Source organism: Microbacterium sp. LS_15, assembly GCF_041954735.1.
GTDB lineage: Bacteria > Actinomycetota > Actinomycetes > Actinomycetales > Microbacteriaceae > Microbacterium.
On sequence record NZ_JAVAYD010000001.1, the window covers coordinates 570,631 to 592,078 of the forward strand.

Below are 21,448 nucleotides of genomic sequence, written 5' to 3' on the forward strand. Positions count from 1 at the left end.
CATGAGCACCCCCACCGCAGACCTCGCAGCCGCCGGCGTCAGCATCTGGCTCGACGACCTGTCGCGCACCCGCATCTCGTCGGGCAACCTGGCCGAGCTGATCGAGAGCCGCAACGTCGTCGGCGTCACCACGAACCCGACGATCTTCGCCAACGCGATCACGAACAAGAACGACACGTCCTACGACGCGCAGCTCACCGAGCTGGCCGCGACGGGCACGAGCGCCGAGGATGCCGTCTTCGCCGCCACCACGCAGGACGTCGCCGACGCGCTCGACGTGTTCCGCCCGGTGTGGGAGAAGTCCGGTCACGTCGACGGACGCGTCTCGATCGAGGTCTCCCCCGACCTCGCGCACGACACCGAGGGCACGGTCGCTTCCGCGAAGCAGCTGTGGTCGAAGATCGACCGCCCGAACCTGCTCGTCAAGATCCCCGCGACCAAAGCCGGCCTCCCGGCGATTACCGAGGCCATCGCCTCGGGCATCAGCGTCAACGTCACGCTGATCTTCAGCCTCGAGCGCTACGCCGACGTCATCGACGCGTACCTGACCGGTCTGGAGCGCGCTCACGAGGCCGGCCTCGACCTGTCGACCATCCACTCGGTGGCCTCGTTCTTCGTGTCGCGCGTCGACACCGAGACCGACAAGCGTCTCGACGCGATCGGCACCGACGAGGCCAAGGCCCTCAAGAGCAAGGCGGGCCTCGCCAACGCTCGCCTCGCCTACGAGCTCTTCGAGCAGAAGTTCGCCGAGAAGCGCGCTCAGGACCTGCTGAGCCTCGGCGGCAACCTGCAGCGGCCGCTGTGGGCCTCGACCGGTGTCAAGGACCCGAGCCTGCCCGACACCCTGTACGTGACCGAGCTGGTCGCGAACGGCGTCGTCAACACGATGCCCGAGAAGACCCTCGAGGCCACCTTCGACCACGGCGTCGTGACCGGCGACACGATCACCGGCGGCTACGCGGAGGCGCACGAGGTGTTCGACCGGCTCGCCGCCGTCGGCGTCGACCTCACCGACGTCACTCAGGTGCTCGAGGACGAAGGCGTCGCCAAGTTCATCGATTCGTGGCACGACCTCCTCGGTCAGGTGACCGAGGCGCTGGAGGCCCAGCGATGACATTCGCGATCCACGCGTCGGGAGCGGCGCGTGTCGCGATCGACGAGACCGTTCCGGCTCTCGTCCGCGATCTCGTCGCCTCGCGCATCACGAGCGGTGACGCGACCCTCTGGGGCCCCGCTGCCGAAGCCGAGGCCTCCGTCCGTCTCGGATGGGTCGAGGCCGTGTCGATCTCGCGGCCGCTGGTCGCCGAGATCGTCGCGCTGCGCGATGAGCTGCAGGCGAGAGGTGTCGCCCGCATCGTGCTCGCCGGGATGGGCGGATCGTCGCTCGCCCCCGAGGTCATCGCGCAGACGGCCGGCGTGCCGCTGACGATCCTCGACTCCACGGCCCCCGGCCAGGTGCTCGCAGCCCTCGACGACGGCCTCGAGCAGACGGCGCTCGTCGTCTCGTCGAAATCGGGGTCGACGGTCGAGACCGACTCGCAGCGTCGCACGTTCGAGGCCGCGTTCCGCGACCTCGGGATCGACCCGACCGAGCGCATCGTCGTCGTCACCGATCCGGGCTCACCGCTCGACGCCTCGGCGCGTGAGGCGGGCTACCGCGTGTTCAACGCCGACCCGAACGTCGGCGGACGCTACTCGGCGCTCACCGCGTTCGGACTCGTGCCGTCCGGCCTCGCCGGCGTCGACATCGACGAACTGCTGAACGAGGCCGAGGCGTCGCTGCTCGAGGTCGCGGTGGACTCCGCCGAGAACCCCGCGCTGCGCCTCGGTGCCGCGATCGCCGCGACGACGCCCCGCCGCGACAAGCTCGGCCTCGTCACCGACGGCACCCACATCAACGGTCTGCCCGACTGGATCGAACAGCTGATCGCCGAATCGACCGGCAAGGACGCCACCGGCATCCTCCCGGTCGTCCTGCTGCCGGTCTCGCCCGAGCTCGACACGCAGCCCGCCGATCTGCAGATCGTGAGACTCGTCGACGATGCAGCCGAGTTCCACCTCCGCGAGCGGCACCAGGGCGAGATCCTCGTGAGCGGAACGCTGGGTGCGCAGTTCATCGTGTGGGAGTACGCGACGGCGATCGCCGGTCGCCTGCTGGGGATCAACCCATTCGACCAGCCCGACGTGGAATCCGCGAAGGTCGCGGCACGCGGCCTGCTCGACGCCCGCCCCGAAGCGACGACTCCGGCCTTCGTGCAGGACGGCGTCGAGGTGCGCGTGTCGGACCCGGCCCTCGCGGTGTCCGGGAACGTCGAAGGAGTGCTCGACGCACTCTGGGCGCGTCTCCCCGACGACGGCTACGTCTCGATCCAGGCCTACGTGAACCGCCTCGACCTGCCGCAGCTGCAGGGCCTCCGTGAACTCGTGGCCGCCGACTCCGGTCGCCCGACCACGTTCGGCTGGGGCCCCCGCTTCCTGCACTCCACCGGCCAGTACCACAAGGGCGGTCCCGCTCAGGGCGTGTACCTGCAGATCCTGGAGCGCACCGACGTGGACCTCGAGATCCCCGGTCGTCCGTTCACGTTCGGTCAGCTCATCGAGGCGCAGGCCGCCGGCGATGCCGGTGTCCTCGCCGAGCACGGTCGTCCGGTCGTCACCCTGACGATCACCGATTCGTCGGCCGACGTGCTCACCCTCTTCGAAGCAGCTCAGAAGTAACAGCCTGGAGAATCTCCCACTGATGTCCGTTCCCATCTCGCGCGCACACAATCCGCTGCGCGACCCAGACGACCGCCGCCTCAACCGGATCGCCGGGCCCAGCGCCCTCGTGATCTTCGGCGTCACGGGTGACCTGTCCCGTAAGAAGCTCATGCCGGCCGTGTACGACCTGGCCAACCGCGGTCTGCTGCCCCCCGGCTTCGCGCTCGTCGGTTTCGCGCGACGCGACTGGGAGGACCAGGACTTCGCCCAGGTCGTCTACGACGCCGTCAAGCAGCACGCACGCACGCCTTTCCGCGAGGAGACGTGGACCCAGCTGCTGCAGGGCATCCGCTTCGTGTCGGGTGAGTTCGACAACCCCGAGTCGTTCCGCAAGCTGCGCGAGACGGTCGAGAAGCTCGACGTCGAGCGCGGCACGATGGGCAACCACGCCTACTACCTGTCCATCCCGCCGAAGGACTTCCCGCTCGTCGCGAAGCAGCTCAAGGACTCCGGTCTGGTCGGGGCGGACGCCGACGACGCCGAGCACTGGCGCCGCGTGGTGATCGAGAAGCCGTTCGGGCACGATCTGGAGTCCGCTCGCGAGCTGAACGAGGCTCTCGAGGTCGCGTTCGCTCCGGACTCGATCTTCCGCATCGACCACTACCTCGGCAAGGAGACCGTGCAGAACATCCTGGCGCTGCGCTTCGCCAACGAACTGTACGAGCCGATCTGGAACCGCAACTACGTCGACCACGTGCAGATCACCATGGCCGAGGACATCGGAGTGGGCGGCCGCGCCGGCTACTACGACGGCGTCGGCGCTGCGCGAGACGTCATCCAGAATCACCTCCTCCAGCTGCTCGCACTCACCGCGATGGAGGAGCCGATCAGCCTCTCCGCCGAGCACCTGCGGGCGGAGAAGGAGAAGGTGCTCGCGGCCGTGCACGTGCCGGACGACCTCTCGCTCGCGACCGCCCGCGGTCAGTATGCGGGCGGATGGCAGGGCGGCGAGCAGGTCACCGGCTTCCTCGACGAGGATGGCATGGACCCGAAGTCCGCCACCGAGACCTACGCGGCCATCAAGCTCGAGATCGACACGCGCCGGTGGGCGGGAGTGCCGTTCTACCTGCGCACAGGCAAGCGTCTCGGTCGCCGCGTGACCGAGGTCGCCGTCGTGTTCAAGCGCGCGCCCGAGCACCTGTTCGGCCGCTCCAACGCCTCGGAGCTCGGTCAGAACGCGCTCGTGATCCGCGTGCAGCCCGACGAGGGGGTCACGATCCGCTTCGGGTCGAAGGTTCCCGGCAACGGCACCAACGTGCGCGATGTCACGATGGACTTCGGCTACGGCCACGCGTTCACCGAGGCGAGCCCCGAGGCCTATGAGCGCCTCATCCTCGACGTGCTGCTCGGCGACCCGCCCCTGTTCCCCCGCCACGAAGAGGTCGAGCTCTCCTGGAAGATCCTCGACCCGGTGGAGAAGTACTGGGCGTCCGCGGGCGGCCCTGTGGACCAGTACGCACCCGGATCGTGGGGCCCCGCCTCAGCCGACGATCTTCTTGCCCGCGACGGACGAGTCTGGAGACGACCGTGATCATCGACCTTCCCGACACGACCGTCAGCCAGGTCGCCAAGCAGCTCGTCAAGGTGCGCGAGGACGGCGGCGCCGTCGCCCTGGGACGCGTGCTCACCCTCGTGATCTCCGCGCGCAACGGGATCGCCGAAGCCGCGATCGACGCGGCGAACGACGCGTCGCGCGAGCACCCCATGCGGGTGATCGTGCTCACCACCGGCGAAGGCGAAGCGCATCTCGACGCGCAGATCCGCGTCGGCGGAGACGCCGGGGCCAGCGAGGTCGTGGTGCTGCGCGCCTACGGCGCCGCAGCCAGCAACCAGGAGAGCCTGGTCACCGGCCTGCTGCTGCCCGACGCCCCCGTGGTGGCCTGGTGGCCCGAGGAGGCACCGACGTCGCCCGCGACGTCTCCCCTCGGCAAGATCGCTGCACGCCGGATCACGGATGCCGCGACCTCCCCCGACGTGCGCGACCGCCTCGCACTGCTGAGCAAGACGCACGAACCCGGCGACACCGACCTCGCCTGGACGCGTCTCACGCACTGGCGCGAGCAGCTCGCCGCCGTGCTCGACCAGCCGCCGTTCGAAGAGGTGACGGGCGTCGAGGTCCGCGGGGCCTCGGCCTCTCCCTCGACCGCCCTGCTGGCCGCCTGGCTGCAGATGGCACTCGACGTGCCGGTGAAGTGGTCGTACGAGAACCCCGACACGTGGCAGGAGGGCATCAAGTCGGTGCGCCTGACCCGCGCGTCCGGCGACATCCTGCTCGAGCGCCCTGCGCCGGGCGACGCCGTGCTCACGCAGCCCGGCCAGCCCGACCACGACCTGCACCTTCCCCGTCGCACGCTGCGCGAGTGCCTCGCCGAGGAGCTGCGTCGCCTCGACCCCGACCTCCTGTACGGTCGAGTGATCACCGAGGGCTGGGAGAAGCTGGGTCCGCCCGAGACAGGAGCATGATGTCGATGCAGACAACGCCCGCGGAGAAGCGGGTCGTGGTCGAGACCACTCCGGGGGCCGTCGCCGAGCGCGTCGCCGACCGATTCCTCACCCGCCTCCGCGCGCGGACCCGCAATGGCCGCATCGCCCACGTCGCCCTCACGGGTGGATCGATGGGCGGCGCAGTGCTGCGGGCGACGCTGGAGCACCCCCGTGCGGCGAACATCGACTGGTCGCTCGTGCACTTCTGGTGGGGTGACGAGCGGTGGGTCGCCCGTGACGACGCCGACCGCAATGCGGTGCAGTCCCGCGCGGCCCTGCTCGACCACATCCCCGTTCCTCCGGAGAACATCCACGAGACGGCTGCCGCCGGCGAGGGTCTGACTCTCGACGAGGCTGCCGAGGCGTACGCCGCGGAGCTCGCGCAGTTCGGCACCGACGAGAACCCGTGGCCGTCATTCGCCGTGTGCTTCCTCGGTGTGGGCCCCGACGGGCACATCGCGTCGCTTTTCCCCGACCGCCCCGAGGTCACGGTGACCGATGCGGCCGTGCTCCCGGTGCGCAACTCGCCCAAGCCGCCGCCCGAGCGGATCACCCTCACCCGCCCGGTGCTCAACGCGTCGAAGCGCGTGTGGCTCGTGCTGACCGGTGCCGACAAGGCGTCTGCGCTCGGGCTGGCCCTCGCGGGCGCGAGCTACACGAGCGTTCCGGCCGCCGGCGCCAAGGGACGCAAGCGCACCGTGTTCTTCGTCGATGACGCCGCGGCATCCGAGGTCTCTCCCGACCTCATCGATCCCGCGTACTGACGCTCGCTGCCTCAGGCGTCCTGGTCGCCCCGGGGCGCCGGAGCCTGCTCCTGCGGTGCCGGCGCCTGCTGCGTCTGATCCCGGGCCGTCTGATCTCGGGCCGTCTGCTCCCCGGCTGTCTGATCCTGTGTCGTCTGAACCGTGGGCGCGCCGGATCCGTCGCTCCCCCGTGTGATGCCGAGCTCCTGGCTCTCGCTCAGCACCTGCGGGTGGTACCGCGCGAGACCGACGACTCCCCACACGGCGATCGCTCCCGCGACGCCGAAGATCACGAGCACCCAGCCCGGAGCGGCGGCGGCCTCGCCGAGCACGACCATGCCGATGAGCACGGCGATGAGCGGATCGACGACCGTGAGTCCCGCGATCACGAGGTCGGGCGGGCCCGAGCTGTAGGCGGTCTGCACGAAGTACGCCCCGACGGCCCCGGCGGCCACGAGAGCGATCACGCAGATGAGCGTGATCCATTCGAAGTTGCCGGCCTCGATGCGGTTGATGACCGCCTTGGCGAGCGTGGCGACGAAGCCGTAGAGGATGCCGGCACCGATGACGTAGAACAGCGCGCGCATACGGCGGCGGAGCACGAGCCAGCAGGCGCCGAGAACGATGATGACGACCAGCAGGATCGCGAGGATCGTGAAGAGCTCGCTGTCGCCGATCTTCTTCTCGGTCGCGAAGAGCGCCGCGAACGAGACGAAGAGGAAGATGCCGCCGACGCAGCACACGATCGCGGTGATCGACTGGCGGGTCGGCGAGTGTCCGGAGATCCGCGCGTTGAGCAGGGTCGTGATGACGAGGGCGATCGCGCCGAGCGGTTGCACCACGATGAGCGGCGCCTGCGAGAGCGCGGCGAGCTGGCACACGATGGCGAGTCCGAGCATGAGCGTGCCCGCCAACCAGGACGGTCGTGTGAGCAGGGCCCTGAGCTGACCGCCGCTGAGGCCGCTGGTGCCCTGAGCTCCGCTGAGGCGCTCGACCTTCTCCACGCCGCGGTGCTGGTACTGCGCCCCCAGCGACATGAACACCGCGCCCGCGAGGGCGAGCGGGATGCCGAGGAGCAGCTTGGGGTTCTGGAAGACACCGACCAGCTGGTCGGTGAAGTCTTCAGCCCCAGTCATCCACACCGCAATGCTCACACCAAGACCCTACCCGCCGATCCCCGCCGGATAGGGTTATGGCGTGGCTGTACTTCCGATTCGCATCATGGGCGATCCCGTCCTGCACTCCCCCGCCTCGCCCGTCGAGGAGATCACCGACGAGGTCCGCACCCTCGTCGCCGACATGTTCGAGACCATGGACACCGCGCCGGGCGTCGGCCTCGCGGCGCCTCAGGTCGGAGTGCCGCTGCGCATCTACACGTACACGTACGTCGACGACGACGATCAGCCCTGGCGCGGGGTCATCATCAACCCCGAGCTGTGGATGGTGCCGCTGGAGCCGGGCGAGCCCGACGAGGACCTCGAGTCCGAGGGGTGCCTGTCGTTCCCCGGAGAACGCTTCGCGCTGCGCCGGTCCGAGCGTGTGCGCGTGACCGGGACGGATCTCGAGGGTGCGCCTGTCGAGATCTCCGTCGACGGCTGGCGCGCGCGCATCATGCAGCATGAGTTCGACCATCTCGACGGCATCCTCTACATCGACCGGCTTTCCGATCGGGACTGGAAGACGGTCCAGAAGATCGCGAAGAAGCGTGGCTGGGGTCGCCCGGGAGCCGCGTGGATGCCGGGAGTCGACAACCTGGAAGGCTGACCTTACCTTTCAGCCCGCTCAAAGGGTCTGTGGAGTTGCATCACAGACTCCGATCCCTATAGCGTTCTTCGGGGCGGGATACCGATATTCCCGCGCACCACGAGGCTCTGGGAGGGGTAGTCATGATGAAACTGCGCACACGACGCGCACTCGCACTCGCCAGTTCGGCGGTCGCGCTGTCCGTCGCGCTGACCGGTTGTAGCGCGCTGAACGGGATCCTCGGTGGAGGCTCGGGAGACGCCGACCGCGATGAGGAGACCGGCCAGGTCACCGAGAGCTCGAACATCGACATCTTCTCCCTCAAGCTGGGCGACTGCAAGATGGCGAGTGCGACGGGCCTCATCGAGGACGCGGACGTCGTCCCGTGCGACCAGCCGCACGATGAAGAGGTCTACTACGAGATCACGATGGACGACGGCGAGTTCTCGGAGGAGGCCATAGACACCGCCTCGCAGGAGTGCATCGGCGACGCGTACACGAACTTCGTCGGCATCGGCTTCCAGGACTCGACCCTCGAGGTCTACCCGATCACGCCGACCCAGCAGACGTGGGACCAGCTGAACGACCGCGTCGTGCAGTGCGTCATCTCCGACCCCGCCGGTCAGACGACGGGTTCGCTGAAGGGCGCTGCGCGCTGAGTCGACCCGCAGTCACGAAAGGGCCTCGCCGAACGGCGGGGCCCTTTCCGCGTCTCCGGACCGCGACCACATCGTCCGGAAAAAGGAGAACCCCTGGCCTTCAGATGAAGGCCAGGGGTCTTAGCTCCCCGGCTTGGACTCGAACCAAGAACCTGCCGGTTAACAGCCGGCTGCTCTGCCAATTGAGCTACCGAGGAATGTGCTCCGCTGCGCGGGCAACTCGTCAATCCTAGCAAACTCCGACGCGTGCTCGTGACACGGGCCGCACATCGGGCGTGTCGACGCGGCGCGGTCTCAGCGCTGCGAATCCGCCTCCGCGTTGGGCACCCAGAGCAGGTCCTTGCCGACGCCCCGGGCGACCACGTGACCGCTGCGGAGCATGAGCGTCTCGGCGTTCAGCTCACGGATGAAGGCCGCGTCATTGGTGACGAGCAGAGCCCCCATCCCCTCCTCCTTGCGGCGGCGGGTGATGGCGTCGAACACGACGGGACGCACCTCGAGGTCCAGGTTCGCGAGGATCTCGTCGGCGATGAGCACGCGGGGTTCGAGAACGAACGACCGCGCGATCGCCACGCGCTGCCGCATGCCCGCGCTCAGCTCGTACGGGAACTTCGCCGCCGTCCCGAGCGGCAGATGCAGCTCGTCGAGCAGCGTGGCCACCCGGATCGACAGCGCCTTCGCGTTGACGCGCTTCTCGCGGATGAGGATGGGCTCGGCGATCACCTCGTTCACCGTGAGCCGCGGCGGCAGGTCGGCCCCCGCCCCCTGCGGCACGAAGCCGGTGCGGTAGGTGAGCAGCCGGTGCTTGCGCCCTGGGCGCCGCACGTCGACACCGCACACCTGGGCGCTTCCGCCGACGACGCGCACCGAGGGATCTGTCGACCCCGCGAGAGCTGCCACGAGGGTCGACTTGCCCGACCCGGTCGGTCCGGCGACGCAGATGAGCTCCCCCGGCCGAAGCGTGAAGCTCACGCCGTCGACGGCACGGGTCGGAGCGCTGTGCCCGATGCGATCGATCACCAGATCAGAGCAGTCGATCGCGTTGGTCGATTCCGGCCGAGAGAACATGACTCCATCCTGCCGTGCCGACAGGGGCGAGCCCCTCTACGACTCGGCGAAGCGCTGGCGTTCCACGTCGATGTCGCGGAGACGCATCCGCAGCGCGCGACCTCCGTCGGAGTCGGCGGGAACGCGCTGCACCGCGCCGAGCAGTTCCTGCTTCTCGTGCTCCAGGCCGCGCATGATGAGGCGGCGGGCGAGGTCGGTCGCCGATGCCACCGCCCCCTCCTCGTCGCGAGCGGGGAACGGAGTCATGAGCAGTTCGCCCGCCAGCGACCGGTACGGCTCGCGCACCGCGTTGACCGCCTCGGTGACCCATCCGGCCCTCGTGCGATCGGGGGCGGATGCCACGGCCTCCCGCACCGCGTCGAGTCCCGCCGTGCGGAACGGCCCGTCGAGCGCGCGCGTGAGCAGAGCCTGGTCGAGCTGGTGACCGTATTGCAGAACACCCATCAGAGCGTCCCGCTCGACCGCCACGTCGGCGGTGCGGGGCAGGCTCGCGAGCGTGACCGGTGCGAAGCTCTGTCCGCCGCCTGCGCCGTCGACGGAGGGCGCGTCATCTCGGCGCTGGGGCTCAGGTCGGGAGGTCGAGCCGCCGCGGCGTGCCACGCGCTCGACCTCGCTGTGCACCTCGGTGGGATCCATGCCGAGCCGACGCGCCAGGACGCGCTCGTAGCCGGGGCGCAGCAGCTGGTCCCTGATCTCCGCGACGATCGGCGCCGCAGCGCGGAGCGCTCCGACGCGCCCCTCGACCGTGGAGAGGTCGAAGCCGCCGAGCTTGCGGTCGATGGCGAACTCGAACATCGGCTGCTTGGAGTCCATGAGGGAGCGCACGGCGGCGTCACCGCGCTGCAGCCGGAGGTCGCAGGGGTCGAGGCCGTCCGGCGCCACCGCGACGAACGTCTGGGCATTGAAGCGGTCGTCCTCGGTGAAGGCGCGGAGCGCGGCCTTCTGCCCCGCCTCGTCGCCGTCGAACGTGAACACGACCTCGCCGGAGGCGTTGTCATCGCCCATCACCCGCCGCAGCACCTTGATGTGGTCGGTGCCGAAGGCCGTGCCACAGGTCGCGATCGCCGTGGTGAGCCCTGCGAGGTGGCAGGCCATCACGTCGGTGTACCCCTCGACGACCACCACACGACGCGGGTCGCCGCGCGAGATGTCGCGCTTCGCGAGGTCGAGCCCGTAGAGCACCTGGGCCTTCTTGTAGATCGGCGTCTCGGGGGTGTTGAGGTACTTGGGGCCCTGATCGTCGTCGAAGAGCTTGCGGGCGCCGAAGCCGATCGTCTGCCCGGACACGTCGCGGATCGGCCACACCAGGCGACCGCGGAAGCGGTCGTACACGCCGCGCTGTCCCTGTGACACGAGGCCTGCCGTCAGGAGCTCCTCCCGTGTGAACCCCTGGGCGCTCAGCGCCTTCAGCATCCCGTCCCAGCCGCGCGGCGCGAAACCCACACCGAAGTGCGCTGCCGCTCCCGCGTCGAACCCCCGCTCCCCGAGGAAGCGTCGCCCCGCCTCGGCATCCGCCGTCAGCAGCTGCGAGCGGAAGAACTCCGCCGCCGCCGTGTTCGCCGCATACAGGCGGCTGCGACCGCTCGTCTCCGGCGCTGCTCCCCCGTCTTCGTAGTGCAGGGTGTAGCCGATGCGGCCGGCGAGGCGCTCGACGGCCTCCGTGAAGCTCACGTGGTCCATCTCACGGAGGAACGAGTAGACGTCGCCGGACTCGCCGCAGCCGAAGCAGTGGTAGTAGCCCACCTGCGGGCGCACGTGGAAGCTCGGGCTCTTCTCGTCATGGAAAGGGCACAGACCCTTGAGCGATCCCACCCCCGCGGACTTGAGGGCGACACGCTCGCCGACGATGTCGGCGATGTTGGTGCGGGCCTTGACCTCGTCGACGTCGGCCTGGCGGATGCGGGGCATCAGCGCACCCCTTCGATCACCGCCGCGGGCGGAGTGTGCATCCGTCCGCCCGGCCGCGCGTGACGCGGCGTCCAGATGCCGACCTCGGCCGGGTCGATCTCGCCCACGAGTCGGTTGTGCCAGTCGATGGCGCTCTGGTCGGTGAGGCTCGCGATCTGGTCTACGACGACCCTCGCGCGCTCCGCGTCGCTGCTTGCGGCGATGAAGTCGGCGGAGAACGCGGGCTCCAGCACGTCGGCACCGGCCGACCACAGCGCGTCGGTCGACCACAGGGCGTCCGCCAGGCGCTTCAGCACCCGCCGTTGCTCCTTGTAGACGCCCTTGCGCGCCTCGATCGTGACGATGGCCTGCCCCATGATCCCCTTGAGCACGGCGATCTCCGCCTCGACCACCCGCGGCACGACGACATGCGCGTTGTAGCGCACGAGCACAGGACCGGCGTACGCCTCGCGCGTCGCCGAGACCGCTGCCCTCGCGAAACGGCCGATGAGGTCGCTGGTGAGGTTCTTGAGCCGTGCGAGGTCGCGCCGCGACCGGTCGAACGACGACAGCCACATCGGCTGGGACGAGAGCCGGTAGAGCGCGTCCGCCAGCTCGTCGCGCGTGAAGTCGTAGCCCACCCACTGCTGGATGCGGTCGATCAGCGCGTCATGTGCGAGGGGGTCGGAGAGCTGGGCGACGTCGACGTAGCCGTTGACGATCGCGTCCTCGAAGTCGTGCACCGAGTAGCCGATGTCGTCGGACAGGTCCATGATCTCGGCCTCGATGCAGCGCAGCCGACCGGTGGCGCCCTCGCGCATCCAGCGGAACACGGCTTCGTCCTCGGGGTAGACGCCGAACTTCAGGCGGCCGCCGGGGTCGGGCACGGGGCTGTCGACCGTCCACGGGTACTTGCACGTCGCGTCCAGACTCGCCCTGGTGAGGTTCAGCCCCACCGACTGTCCGTCGTCGTCGATCGCCTTCGCCTCGAGACGGGTGAGGATGCGCAGGGACTGCGCGTTGCCCTCGAAACCGCCGATGGGCTCGGCCCATTCGTTGAGCGCCCGCTCGCCGTTGTGCCCGAAGGGCGGGTGCCCGAGGTCGTGGCTGAGGCACGCGGTGTCGACCACGTCGGCCGAGACGCCGAGCGCCGAGGCGAGCTCTCGCCCCACCTGGGCCACCTCGAGCGAGTGCGTGAGCCGGTTGCGCGCGAAGTCGGCCGTGCTCGCGGGGCTCAGCACCTGGGTCTTGGCGGCGAGTCGGCGCAGCGCGGCCGAGTGCAGCACGCGAGCGCGGTCGCGCGCGAAGTCGTCGCGTTCGGAGCGATGGGTCTCGGCGAAGAACCGCTCGGCGTCTCGGGGATCGTATCCGTCCGTCCGCGACGGCGCGGACGCCTCAGCCGCCACTGTTCTCGATCTCCGCGCCTCGCATCATCTCCGAGGCCGTCGCCGCGAGCTCACGCGACTCCAGCCACTTGTCCGGCAGAGCCGGCCGCTTGGGCCGACCGGAACGACCGCGCTGCCCCTCCGCATCCGCGCCGGGGTACGGCGCCGAGTGGTCGAGCTGGCCGAGCAGGTCGTCGATCTCCTGGAGACTGGATGCCGTGGCGAGCCCGGTGCGGATGTCTCCGCCGACCGGGTAGCCCTTGAAGTACCAGGCGACATGCTTGCGGACGTCGCGGCACCCGCGGTCCTCGTCTTCGAAGAACTCGACGAGCAGTTCCGCGTGACGCTTGAACGCGTCGGCGACGAAGCCGAGGTTCGCGTCCACCGTCTTGCCCTCCCCGCCGAAGGCGTTGGCGAGCTCGCCGAACAGCCAGGGACGACCGAGGCATCCTCGACCGACGACGACGCCGTCGCAGTCGGTCTGCTCCATCATGCGCACGGCATCGTCGGCCGACCAGATGTCGCCGTTGCCGAGAACCGGGATGCTCGTCACGGCCTGCTTGAGCTCGCCGATGGCGTTCCAGTCGGCGAAGCCCGAGTAGAACTCGCTCGCCGTGCGGGCGTGCAGTGCGACGGCGGCCGCTCCGGCATCCTCCGCTGCGCGCCCCGCGTCCAGGAACGTGAGGTGGTCGGGGTCGATGCCCTTGCGCATCTTGACCGTGAGCGGGATGTCTCCCGCGGCCTTGACGGCCTGGGTGACGATGTCGGCGAAGAGCGACGACTTCCACGGCAGCGCGGCCCCGCCGCCCTTGCGGGTGACCTTGGGCACCGGGCAGCCGAAGTTGAGGTCGATGTGGTCGGCGTGGTCCTCGGCGACGATGATGCGCACGGCATCCGCGATCGTCTTCGGGTCGACGCCGTACAGCTGGATGGAGCGGGGCGTCTCCGACTCGTGGTGGCGGATGAGGCGCATCGTGGTCTCGTTGCGCTCGACGAGGGCGCGGGACGTGATCATCTCGCTCACGTACAGACCGGCACCGTACTCGCGGCACAGCCGACGGAACGCCGTGTTCGTGATCCCCGCCATGGGCGCGAGCACGACGGGCACGTCGAGTGCGATCGGGCCGATGCGGAGGGTGGGAACGGGGGCGGTTGCGACAGTCATGACCTCTCCATTCTCCCAGACACGGGGCCGGTCGCGGCGCATCGACCTAAGCTGTGAGCATGAGCGATTCCGCAGTCCGTTCCATCCCCTTCCGCGACGCCGACGGCAACGAGAAGACCCTCGACGATCTGGGCGAGGTCGTGCTCGTCGTCAACGTCGCGTCGAAGTGCGGACTCACTCCGCAGTACGAGCAGCTGGAGGAGCTGCAGCGCCTCTACGGCGACCGCGGATTCAGCGTAGTGGGCTTCCCCTGCAACCAGTTCTTCGGCCAGGAGCCGGGCTCGATGGAGCAGATCCTCGACTTCTGCTCGACCACCTACGGCGTGACCTTCCCGATCAACGACAAGGTCAAGGTCAACGGGAAGAACGCGGCCGACCTCTACAAGGCGCTGAAGCAGACCGCGGACGCGGGCGGCAAGGCCGGACGCGTGGAGTGGAACTTCGAGAAGTTCCTCGTGCTCCCCGACGGCGAGGTCATCCGCTTCCGTCCGAAGCAGAAGCCGGACGACCCCGCGATCGTCGGCGCGATCGAGTCCGCACTGACGCGCTAGATCGAGCGGCGACCGCACGGTTCACCTGCGCGCTACCCGCGCAGCTGCGTCCCGGCGGCGCTGGCAGGCGAGCCGTTCACCTGCCGGTCCGCTCGCGGTCATGCCCTCTCCTTAGTCTCACCACGGCGAAGTCCGCTCGAAGACAAGGAGATCGAACATGCCCGACCGCTTCCCGATCAGCCGGCGAACCGTCCTCACCGCAGGCGCGATCGGCGCGCTCAGCACCGCTCTGCCGCTCGGCGCAGCACCGGCGAACGCCGCCGTCACCGCTGAGGCGGGATCAACGACGCGCCCGACTGCGCCCGGCAGGGCCGGCCGTCTGCGATTCCACTCCGACGGAACCTTCAAAGTCGTGCAGTTCAACGACACACAGGACGACGAACTCACTGACCGACGCACGGTGGAGCTGATCGAGAAGGTGCTCGATCAGGAGAAACCCGACTTCGTGGTCATCAACGGCGACGTGATCACGGGAGGCTGTGAAACCCGGCTGGCTGTGAAGCAGGCGATCAACAACGTCGTCTGGCCGATGGAATCGCGTCAGATTCCGTGGGCCGTCACCTTCGGCAATCACGACGAGGACTCCCTGCCGCAGTCCGGCGTCGACGAGGCAGGGATGCTGGCGATCTACCGCTCCTACGACTACAACGTGAACGCCGAGAACACTCGCGGCGTGACGGGCACCAGCAACACGATCGTGACGATCGGCTCGTCGGCGAAGAAGAACCGAGAGGCTTTCGCTCTGTGGCTCATCGACTCCGGTCGGTACGCGCCTGAATCGATCAACGGCCAGGACTTCTCCGGGTATCCCACCTGGGACTGGGTACGGATGGACCAGGTCGCCTGGTACCGGCAGCAGTCGCAGGAGTTGGAGAAGCGGCGGGGAGCCAAGCTGCCTGGTCTGATGTTCCTGCACATCGCCCTGTGGGAACACCGTTTCATGTGGTGGGGCGGCGTAGACACCCGCACGGAGTCGGACGCCGCGCGCGGCCGGGCGCGGCACCGGATCACCGGCGAGCGGAACGAGGACGAATGCCCTGGGCCTTTCAACTCGGGGATGTTCAACGCGATTCTCGAGCGGGGTGACGTGAAGGGGGTCTTCGTCGGGCACGACCACATCAACGACTATGCGGGTGACTACTACGGCGTGCAGCTCGGCTACGCGCCGGGCACAGGCTTCGGCGCGTACGGCCTCGACGGCGCCGAGCGCAACCGCATGCGCGGCGGTCGCGTGTTCGAGCTCACGGAGACCGGTGACGACGTGTCGATGGCGACGCGCGTCGTGTACGCCCGAGAGCTCGGCATCGACCTGACCGCCGACGACCAGCCCATGGAGCCGCTTCCGCTCGCGCCGAAGCAGCAGCGTCTGTGACGCGTGCAGACCGGTCGAGGCGACAGGATCCGCGCTCCCGTCGCCCCGACCGCGCGGGACTATGACTCAGGCCTGGACTGCGGACGCTTCTTCCTCGGGAGCTCCGCGCTTGGCCCACAGGTCGCGCAGGACGTTCTCGAACGCCGCGGGCGGCTGGGCGCCGCTGATGCCGTACTGACCGTCGATCACGAAGAACGGGACGCCCTGGATGCCGTAGGCCTGGGCCTGCGCCTGGTCCTGACGCACGTCCTGCAGGTGACGGGAAGTCTCCAGCGCCTCCCGCGCCTGATCGGCATCCAGGCCGACCTCGACCGCCAGCTCGACGAGATCGTCGACACGGCCGACGTGCTTGCCCTCGGTGAAGTACGCGGACATGAGCCGCTCCTCCATCTCGTGCTGCAGGTCGTTCGCCTTCGCGAAGTGGAGGAGTTCGTGGGCCTTGACCGTGTTCGTGTGCTGCAGCAGGTCGAAGCGATACTGCAGACCCGCGTTCTCCGCCACACCGGTGACGTGCGAGAGCATCTGCTCGACCTGTTCGCGAGGCATGCCCTTGTGTCCGGAGAGGAAGTCGATCTCATCACCGTCGAAGTCGACCGGGGTGTCGGGCGAGAGCTCGAAGGAGTGGAACGTGATGTTGACCCGGGGCGCGTCGTCGTCGCCCGCCGTGGCCTCGAGTCCCTTCTCGAGATTGCGCTTGCCGATGTAGCACCACGGGCACGCGATGTCGGACCAGATGTCGATCGAGATGGGTTCAGTCACACTGTCATCCAACCGCATCCTCGTCGACGCTATTCCGATCGATAGGATTCTCGGATGCTCTCCGCCGACGATCCGCTCCCCCGAACGCCGCGTCGGGTGCTCGTCGCCGGCGTCACCGGATCCGGGAAGACGACCCTCTCCCGGCGCATCGCCGCGCTCTGGAACCTCCGGCACACCGAGATCGACGGCCTCTTCCACGGAGAGAACTGGACACCGCGCCCGAGCTTCCTCGACGACGTCCGCGCCTTCGCCTCGGAAGAGCTCTGGGTGACCGAGTGGCAGTACACGAGCAAGGGCACCGACGACATCCTCGCGCCGCGCGCCGACCTCGTCGTCTGGCTGGACTATCCCTTCCGCATCGTTCGTGCGCGACTGCTGCGGCGCACCCTGAGCCGCAGCATCCTGCGCACGAAGATGTGGAACGGCAACGTCGAGAAGCCGATCTGGCGCATGTTCAGCGGGGATCCCGAAGAGAACATCGTCGCCTGGCAGACCATGACCCTGCACAAATGGACCGAGCGGATGCCGGAGGCCGAGGTCGCGTTCCCGCACCTGACCATCGTGCGCCTGCGCCATCCGCGCGAGGCCGAGCGCTGGCTTCGGGCTCAGGCGGGCGCGTCCGGCGTGTCGACGGCCCCACCGAAGCGTCGGTCGCGCGACAGGTAGATGCCGATCGCTCGCCACAGCTCCTCGCGGGAGAAGTCCGGCCAGAGCGTGTCGAGGAACACCATCTCGGCGTAGGCCGACTCCCACAGCAGGAAGTTCGAGGTGCGCTGCTCGCCCGAGCTGCGCAGGAACAGGTCGACGTCGGGCATGTCCGGCACATAGAGGTGCCGACGGATCATCTTCTCGCTGATCGCGTTCGGCTTGACCCGACCGGCGCCGACGTCGGCGGCGATCGACCGCATGGCGTCGACGAGCTCGACCCGTCCGCCGTAGTTCACGCACATCGTGAGCGTCAGCCCCGTGTTCGTCTTCGTGAGCTCCTCCGCGCGCTGCAGCTCTGTGATGACGCTGCCCCACAGGCGCGGTTTGCGTCCGGCCCAGCGGATGCGCACGTCCCACTCGTTGAGCTGGTCGCGCCGGCGATGCAGCACGTCGCGGTTGTACCCCATGAGGAAGCGCACCTCCTCGGGCGAGCGCGCCCAGTTCTCGGTCGAGAACGCGTACACCGACAGGTGCTTCACACCGGCCTGGATGGCGCCGGCGACCACGTCGAGCAGCACCTCCTCGCCCGCCTTGTGCCCTTCGATGCGGTTGAGGCCGCGACGATTCGCCCACCGGCCGTTGCCGTCCATGACGATCGCCACGTGCTCCGGCACCGCCGGGAACTGCGGCGGGTACAGCCCCGTCCAGTCGAGCGGGCGGTACGCCACGGCATCCTTGTGCGTGTACGGCTTCGGGCTCACCGGGCTCCTTCTCGGGAATCGTCGATCACGTGGGCGAGCGAGCGGATGCCGCGCTCGAGATGCCACTGCGCGTAGGCGGCGATGAGTCCGGAGGCCGCTGACGTCTCCTGCACGGATGCCGCGTCGATGACGTCCCACTCCCCCGCCATGAGCGACCGGAGCAGGGCCAGCGTGCTCTCCGCGACGCGAGGGCTTCCGGCGGGCGCGTCGTTGCGGCACACCACGCCACCGAGCTGGGCGACGAACGTCGTGTGCGGACCGGGCATGCCGCAGCGCGCGCAATCGGTCAGCGACGGCGCCCATCCGGAGAGCGCCATGACGCGGAGCAGATAGGAATCCAGGATGCTGCGCGGCGAGTGCTCCCCGCGGGAGAGTGCCCGCAGTCCGCCGACGAGCAGCAGATACTGCTCGGGAGTCGCCTCGGACTCGCTCAGCCGGTCGGCTGTCTCGACCATCGCATTCGCCGAGGTGAACCGGTCGTAGTGCGAGGCGATGTCGGCACCGTAGGAGCCCAATGACTCCGCCTGCTGCACGATGTCGAGCGAGCGCCCCTCGTACAGCTGCACGTCGGCGACCATGAACGGCTCAAGCCGGGATCCGAACTTCGACGACGTCCGCCGCACGCCCTTCGCCACGGCGCGCACCTTGCCGTGGCGTCGCGACAGCATGGTGACGATGCGATCGGCCTCACCCAGCTTGTGGGTGCGCAGGATCACTGCTTCGTCTCGGTACGTGGGCACCCCTCGATTATCCTCCGTGCGCGACAATGGACGGGTGACCGAACCGCTCTTCATCATTCCGTTCTGGGCGGATCTTCTCGGCGTCGGGCTCGGCGGCGTCCAGGGAGCGCTCTTCGCCTCCGGGTTCCAGGGGCAGCGACGGCTCGACTGGCTCGGGGTCGCGATCATCGGCATCATGATCGGCATGGGCGGCGGTCTCATCCGCGACATCCTGCTGGGCCAGACCCCCGCGACACTGCAGAACCAGTGGTATCTGGTCACGGCCACGGGCGCCGCGCTCTTCGGGATGCTGCTCGCTGGACTCTTCACGCGCCTCAACAAGGTCATCGTCGGCCTGGATGCCGTCGTGATCGGAATGTTCGGGGCGTTCGGTACGAGCAAGGCCCTCGCGCTCGGCATCCCCGAGGTGCCGGCCGTTTTCATCGGCGTCTGCGCCGCAGTCGGCGGCAGCGTGCTGCGCGACATGCTCATGGGCCTGCCGACCGCGATCATGCACGTCGGATCGCTCTACGCCGTCGCCGCCGGCGGAGGATCAGCGTTCATCGTGATCGCCCACGCGCTCGGCATGTCGATCCCCCTCGCCGCGGTCACCGGCATCGCCGTCACAGCCGTGATCCGGGTGCTCGCCGTCAGCTTCGACGTATCGCTGCCCGAGCAGCGCCGCCTCTACCGCCGCAAGGTGGCGGCCGAGACCGGGGTCATCCCGATCGTCAAACCCGGCGACTGACCGCACCGCGTTTCGACTCGTCGCTGCGCTCCTCGCTCGAGGCCTGAGGTCGGCACCTGCTGTGGGAATCCCGCGGGGATTCCCACAGCAGGTGTCAGCGGAAAAGGGTCAGACCGCGGCGAGCTCGTGCTGACGGCTGCGGATCGACCGGTTCACGCCCGACACGATCGCCTTGAGGGATGCCGTCGAGATGTCGCCGTCGATACCCACGCCCCACAGGCGCTGATCGCCGACCTGCAGCTCGACGTACGCGGCCGCCTGAGCGTCACCGCCGGCGCTGAGCGCGTGCTCCACGTAGTCGTAGACGGTGATGTCGAAGCCCTGGGCGCGCAGCACCTCGACGAACGCGGCAACCGGACCGTTGCCCGAGCCGGTGACCGAGATCCGCTCGTCGTCGTCGCGCAGCTCCACATCGAGGACGACCTCGCCGGACATGTCGCTGCGGGTCTGCGTCGCCAGCAGCTCGAAGCGACCCCACTTGGCTGACTCGTCGTCGGCCGGCAGGTACTCGTCGTTGAAGACCGACCAGATCTGCTCGCTCGTGACCTCGCCACCCTCGGCATCCGTCTTCGCCTGCACGACGCCCGAGAACTCGATCTGCAGCTTGCGAGGCAGGTCGATCGCGTGGTCGGCCTTCAGCAGGTACGCGACGCCGCCCTTGCCCGACTGCGAATTCACGCGGATCACCGCTTCGTACGAGCGGCCCAGGTCCTTCGGGTCGACGGGCAGATACGGCACCGCCCACTCGATCTCGTCGACCGAGACGCCCTTCGCCTCCGCCTCGGCGGCCATGGCCTCGAAGCCCTTCTTGATCGCATCCTGGTGCGATCCGCTGAATGCGGTGAACACGAGGTCGCCCGCCCACGGGCTGCGCTCCGGCACGGGCAGCTGGTTGCAGTACTCCACCGTGCGCTTGACCTGATCGATGTCGCTGAAGTCGATCTGCGGGTCGATCCCCTGCGTGAACATGTTTATTCCCAGGGCGACGAGGTCGACGTTCCCGGTGCGCTCCCCATTGCCGAACAGGCATCCCTCGATGCGGTCGGCCCCCGCCATGTACCCGAGCTCCGCCGCGGCGATCGCGGTACCGCGGTCGTTGTGCGGGTGCAGCGAGAGGATGACGTTCTCGCGGTGGGCCAGGTGACGGCTCATCCACTCGATCGAGTCGGCGTAGACGTTGGGCGTCGCCATCTCGACCGTGGCCGGCAGGTTGATGATGACCTTGCGGTCGGGGGTCGGCTCGAAGATCTCGATGACCTGATTGCACACGTCCACGGCGAACTCGAGCTCGGTGCCGGTGTAGCTCTCCGGCGAGTACTCGTAGTAGACCCTCGTGTCGGGGATCGTCTTCTCGAACCGCCGGCACAGGCGCGCGCCCTCGAGCGCGATGTCGATGATGCCCTGCCTGTCAGTGCGGAACACGACCTCGCGCTGCAGCACGCTCGTGGAGTTGTACAGGTGCACGATCGCCTGCTTGGCACCGGCGATGGCTTCGTACGTCCGCTCGATCAGGTGCTCGCGCGCCTGCGTCAGCACCTGGATGGTGACGTCATCGGGGATCAGATTCTCTTGGATCAGCTGGCGGACGAAGTCGAAATCGGTCTGGCTCGCCGACGGGAACCCGACCTCGATCTCCTTGTACCCCATGCTGACGAGCAGCTCGAACATCACCCGCTTGCGCTCGGGCGACATGGGATCGATGAGGGCCTGGTTGCCGTCGCGCAGGTCGACCGCGCACCAGCGGGGGGCCTCGGTGATGCGGGCGTCAGGCCAGGTGCGGTCGGGCAGGTTCACCGCGATCTGCTCGTGGAACGGCCGGTACTTGTGGATCGGCATCGACGACGGGCGCTGAGTGTTCTTCATGAGGGGCTTCTTCTCTCGTCAGGAATGTGTTCGGGCCAACACGAGCGCCGCGACGAGGAAGGCCCTAGCTCTCAGGACTCGTCGCGGCAGCTAAGAAGAAGCAGACCGCCGAAAGGCATGCGGCCATGCTAGC

General features: G+C 68.6%; 20 protein-coding genes and 1 tRNA gene. 11 read left to right on the plus strand and 10 right to left on the minus strand.

Features of this window, described 5'->3' with window-relative positions:
* Nucleotide 1 precedes the first annotated feature (1 nt).
* Genes tal through pgl form a run of 5 tightly spaced genes read left to right on the plus strand, consistent with a single transcriptional unit; the run spans nt 2 to nt 6,008 of the window.
* The gene (gene tal / locus RAC69_RS02790) at nt 2-1,114 is read left to right on the plus strand and encodes a transaldolase (protein WP_375084947.1); all 1,113 of its coding nucleotides are present in this window, start codon (nt 2-4) and stop codon (nt 1,112-1,114) included.
* Nucleotides 1,111-2,718: a glucose-6-phosphate isomerase gene (locus RAC69_RS02795; protein ID WP_375084948.1), complete on the plus strand. Its 1,608-nt coding sequence runs from the start codon at nt 1,111-1,113 to the stop codon at nt 2,716-2,718. Before tal ends, RAC69_RS02795 begins: the two co-directional genes overlap by 4 nt.
* 22 nt (nt 2,719-2,740) lie before the next feature.
* The gene (gene zwf / locus RAC69_RS02800; protein ID WP_375084950.1) at nt 2,741-4,291 is read left to right on the plus strand and encodes a glucose-6-phosphate dehydrogenase; all 1,551 of its coding nucleotides are present in this window, start codon (nt 2,741-2,743) and stop codon (nt 4,289-4,291) included.
* Entirely contained in the window at nt 4,288-5,223 is a 936-nt protein-coding gene (locus RAC69_RS02805; RefSeq protein ID WP_341934232.1) for a glucose-6-phosphate dehydrogenase assembly protein OpcA, read from the plus strand. The genes zwf and RAC69_RS02805 overlap by 4 nt, the downstream gene beginning before the upstream one ends.
* 5 nt (nt 5,224-5,228) lie before the next feature.
* Nucleotides 5,229-6,008 carry a 6-phosphogluconolactonase gene (gene pgl / locus RAC69_RS02810; protein WP_373557866.1) on the plus strand — a complete coding sequence of 260 codons (780 nt, stop codon included), beginning with the start codon at nt 5,229-5,231 and terminating at the stop codon, nt 6,006-6,008.
* An 11-nt stretch (nt 6,009-6,019) separates the two neighbouring features.
* Here pgl and RAC69_RS02815 read toward each other — a convergent pair whose 3' ends face one another.
* A complete protein-coding gene (locus RAC69_RS02815; protein ID WP_375084953.1) occupies nt 6,020-7,123 on the minus strand; it encodes a DMT family transporter in 1,104 nt (367 codons plus the stop codon).
* Nucleotides 7,124-7,184: 61 nt separating this feature from the next.
* On the opposite strand from RAC69_RS02815, the gene def reads away from it, so the two are divergent.
* Together def and RAC69_RS02825 are read left to right on the plus strand one after the other, a co-directional pair.
* A complete protein-coding gene (gene def / locus RAC69_RS02820; RefSeq protein ID WP_375084955.1) occupies nt 7,185-7,751 on the plus strand; it encodes a peptide deformylase in 567 nt (188 codons plus the stop codon).
* 122 nt (nt 7,752-7,873) lie between these two features.
* Nucleotides 7,874-8,389, plus strand: coding sequence for a septum formation family protein (locus RAC69_RS02825; protein ID WP_375084957.1), 516 nt, complete (start codon nt 7,874-7,876; stop codon nt 8,387-8,389).
* 124 nt (nt 8,390-8,513) lie between these two features.
* On the opposite strand, the gene RAC69_RS02830 is transcribed toward RAC69_RS02825, so the two are convergent.
* From RAC69_RS02830 to dusB, 5 genes are all read right to left on the minus strand, one after another.
* Nucleotides 8,514-8,586 (minus strand) — tRNA-Asn (locus RAC69_RS02830).
* Between the two features lie 97 nt (nt 8,587-8,683).
* Nucleotides 8,684-9,457 (minus strand): ATP-binding cassette domain-containing protein, encoded by a 774-nt coding sequence (locus RAC69_RS02835; protein ID WP_096715524.1) that lies wholly within the window; start codon nt 9,455-9,457, stop codon nt 8,684-8,686.
* Between the two features lie 36 nt (nt 9,458-9,493).
* Nucleotides 9,494-11,365 (minus strand): DNA primase, encoded by a 1,872-nt coding sequence (gene dnaG / locus RAC69_RS02840; protein ID WP_375084958.1) that lies wholly within the window; start codon nt 11,363-11,365, stop codon nt 9,494-9,496.
* A complete protein-coding gene (locus tag RAC69_RS02845) occupies nt 11,365-12,750 on the minus strand; it encodes a deoxyguanosinetriphosphate triphosphohydrolase (protein WP_375084960.1) in 1,386 nt (461 codons plus the stop codon). The genes dnaG and RAC69_RS02845 overlap by 1 nt, the downstream gene beginning before the upstream one ends.
* The gene (gene dusB / locus RAC69_RS02850) at nt 12,740-13,894 is read right to left on the minus strand and encodes a tRNA dihydrouridine synthase DusB (RefSeq protein WP_341934224.1); all 1,155 of its coding nucleotides are present in this window, start codon (nt 13,892-13,894) and stop codon (nt 12,740-12,742) included. Before dusB ends, RAC69_RS02845 begins: the two co-directional genes overlap by 11 nt.
* A gap of 59 nt (nt 13,895-13,953) precedes the next feature.
* On the opposite strand from dusB, the gene RAC69_RS02855 reads away from it, so the two are divergent.
* The gene (locus tag RAC69_RS02855) at nt 13,954-14,445 is read left to right on the plus strand and encodes a glutathione peroxidase (RefSeq protein WP_375084962.1); all 492 of its coding nucleotides are present in this window, start codon (nt 13,954-13,956) and stop codon (nt 14,443-14,445) included.
* Between the two features lie 157 nt (nt 14,446-14,602).
* A complete protein-coding gene (locus RAC69_RS02860; protein WP_375084964.1) occupies nt 14,603-15,817 on the plus strand; it encodes a metallophosphoesterase family protein in 1,215 nt (404 codons plus the stop codon).
* Between the two features lie 66 nt (nt 15,818-15,883).
* Here the strand turns inward: RAC69_RS02860 and RAC69_RS02865 are convergent, their stop codons facing one another.
* Complete coding sequence (locus RAC69_RS02865) at nt 15,884-16,576, minus strand: DsbA family protein (RefSeq protein ID WP_375084965.1); 693 nt, start codon at nt 16,574-16,576, stop codon at nt 15,884-15,886.
* Between the two features lie 54 nt (nt 16,577-16,630).
* Here RAC69_RS02865 and RAC69_RS02870 point away from each other — a divergent pair, with 54 nt between their 5' ends.
* Nucleotides 16,631-17,242 (plus strand): AAA family ATPase, encoded by a 612-nt coding sequence (locus RAC69_RS02870; RefSeq protein ID WP_375084966.1) that lies wholly within the window; start codon nt 16,631-16,633, stop codon nt 17,240-17,242.
* Here RAC69_RS02870 and RAC69_RS02875 read toward each other — a convergent pair.
* The gene (locus tag RAC69_RS02875) at nt 17,182-17,985 is read right to left on the minus strand and encodes an isoprenyl transferase (protein ID WP_375084967.1); all 804 of its coding nucleotides are present in this window, start codon (nt 17,983-17,985) and stop codon (nt 17,182-17,184) included. The two genes, RAC69_RS02870 and RAC69_RS02875, sit on opposite strands and share 61 nt — an antisense overlap.
* A complete protein-coding gene (recO, locus tag RAC69_RS02880) occupies nt 17,982-18,725 on the minus strand; it encodes a DNA repair protein RecO (RefSeq protein ID WP_375084969.1) in 744 nt (247 codons plus the stop codon). The genes RAC69_RS02875 and recO overlap by 4 nt, the downstream gene beginning before the upstream one ends.
* A 34-nt stretch (nt 18,726-18,759) precedes the next feature.
* On the opposite strand from recO, the gene RAC69_RS02885 reads away from it, so the two are divergent.
* Nucleotides 18,760-19,452, plus strand: coding sequence for a trimeric intracellular cation channel family protein (locus tag RAC69_RS02885; RefSeq protein WP_375084970.1), 693 nt, complete (start codon nt 18,760-18,762; stop codon nt 19,450-19,452).
* Between the two features lie 108 nt (nt 19,453-19,560).
* Here the strand turns inward: RAC69_RS02885 and leuA are convergent, their stop codons facing one another.
* Entirely contained in the window at nt 19,561-21,315 is a 1,755-nt protein-coding gene (gene leuA / locus RAC69_RS02890) for a 2-isopropylmalate synthase (RefSeq protein WP_375084972.1), read from the minus strand.
* Nucleotides 21,316-21,448 lie beyond the last annotated feature (133 nt).

What these genes read in the sequence shown, in the direction of transcription:
- pgl (WP_373557866.1), top strand. Translation starts at nt 5,229, where the DNA reads ATGCAGACAACGCCCGCGGAGAAGCGGGTCGTGGTCGAGACCACTCCG.
- RAC69_RS02825 (WP_375084957.1), top strand. Translation starts at nt 7,874, where the DNA reads ATGATGAAACTGCGCACACGACGCGCACTCGCACTCGCCAGTTCGGCG.
- RAC69_RS02795 (WP_375084948.1), top strand. Translation starts at nt 1,111, where the DNA reads ATGACATTCGCGATCCACGCGTCGGGAGCGGCGCGTGTCGCGATCGAC.
- RAC69_RS02870 (WP_375084966.1), top strand. Translation starts at nt 16,631, where the DNA reads ATGCTCTCCGCCGACGATCCGCTCCCCCGAACGCCGCGTCGGGTGCTC.
- leuA (WP_375084972.1), bottom strand. Translation starts at nt 21,315, where the DNA reads ATGAAGAACACTCAGCGCCCGTCGTCGATGCCGATCCACAAGTACCGG.
- RAC69_RS02835 (WP_096715524.1), bottom strand. Translation starts at nt 9,457, where the DNA reads ATGTTCTCTCGGCCGGAATCGACCAACGCGATCGACTGCTCTGATCTG.
- dusB (WP_341934224.1), bottom strand. Translation starts at nt 13,894, where the DNA reads ATGACTGTCGCAACCGCCCCCGTTCCCACCCTCCGCATCGGCCCGATC.
- zwf (WP_375084950.1), top strand. Translation starts at nt 2,741, where the DNA reads ATGTCCGTTCCCATCTCGCGCGCACACAATCCGCTGCGCGACCCAGAC.
- RAC69_RS02815 (WP_375084953.1), bottom strand. Translation starts at nt 7,123, where the DNA reads ATGACTGGGGCTGAAGACTTCACCGACCAGCTGGTCGGTGTCTTCCAG.
- dnaG (WP_375084958.1), bottom strand. Translation starts at nt 11,365, where the DNA reads ATGCCCCGCATCCGCCAGGCCGACGTCGACGAGGTCAAGGCCCGCACC.
- tal (WP_375084947.1), top strand. Translation starts at nt 2, where the DNA reads ATGAGCACCCCCACCGCAGACCTCGCAGCCGCCGGCGTCAGCATCTGG.
- RAC69_RS02860 (WP_375084964.1), top strand. Translation starts at nt 14,603, where the DNA reads ATGCCCGACCGCTTCCCGATCAGCCGGCGAACCGTCCTCACCGCAGGC.
- RAC69_RS02855 (WP_375084962.1), top strand. Translation starts at nt 13,954, where the DNA reads ATGAGCGATTCCGCAGTCCGTTCCATCCCCTTCCGCGACGCCGACGGC.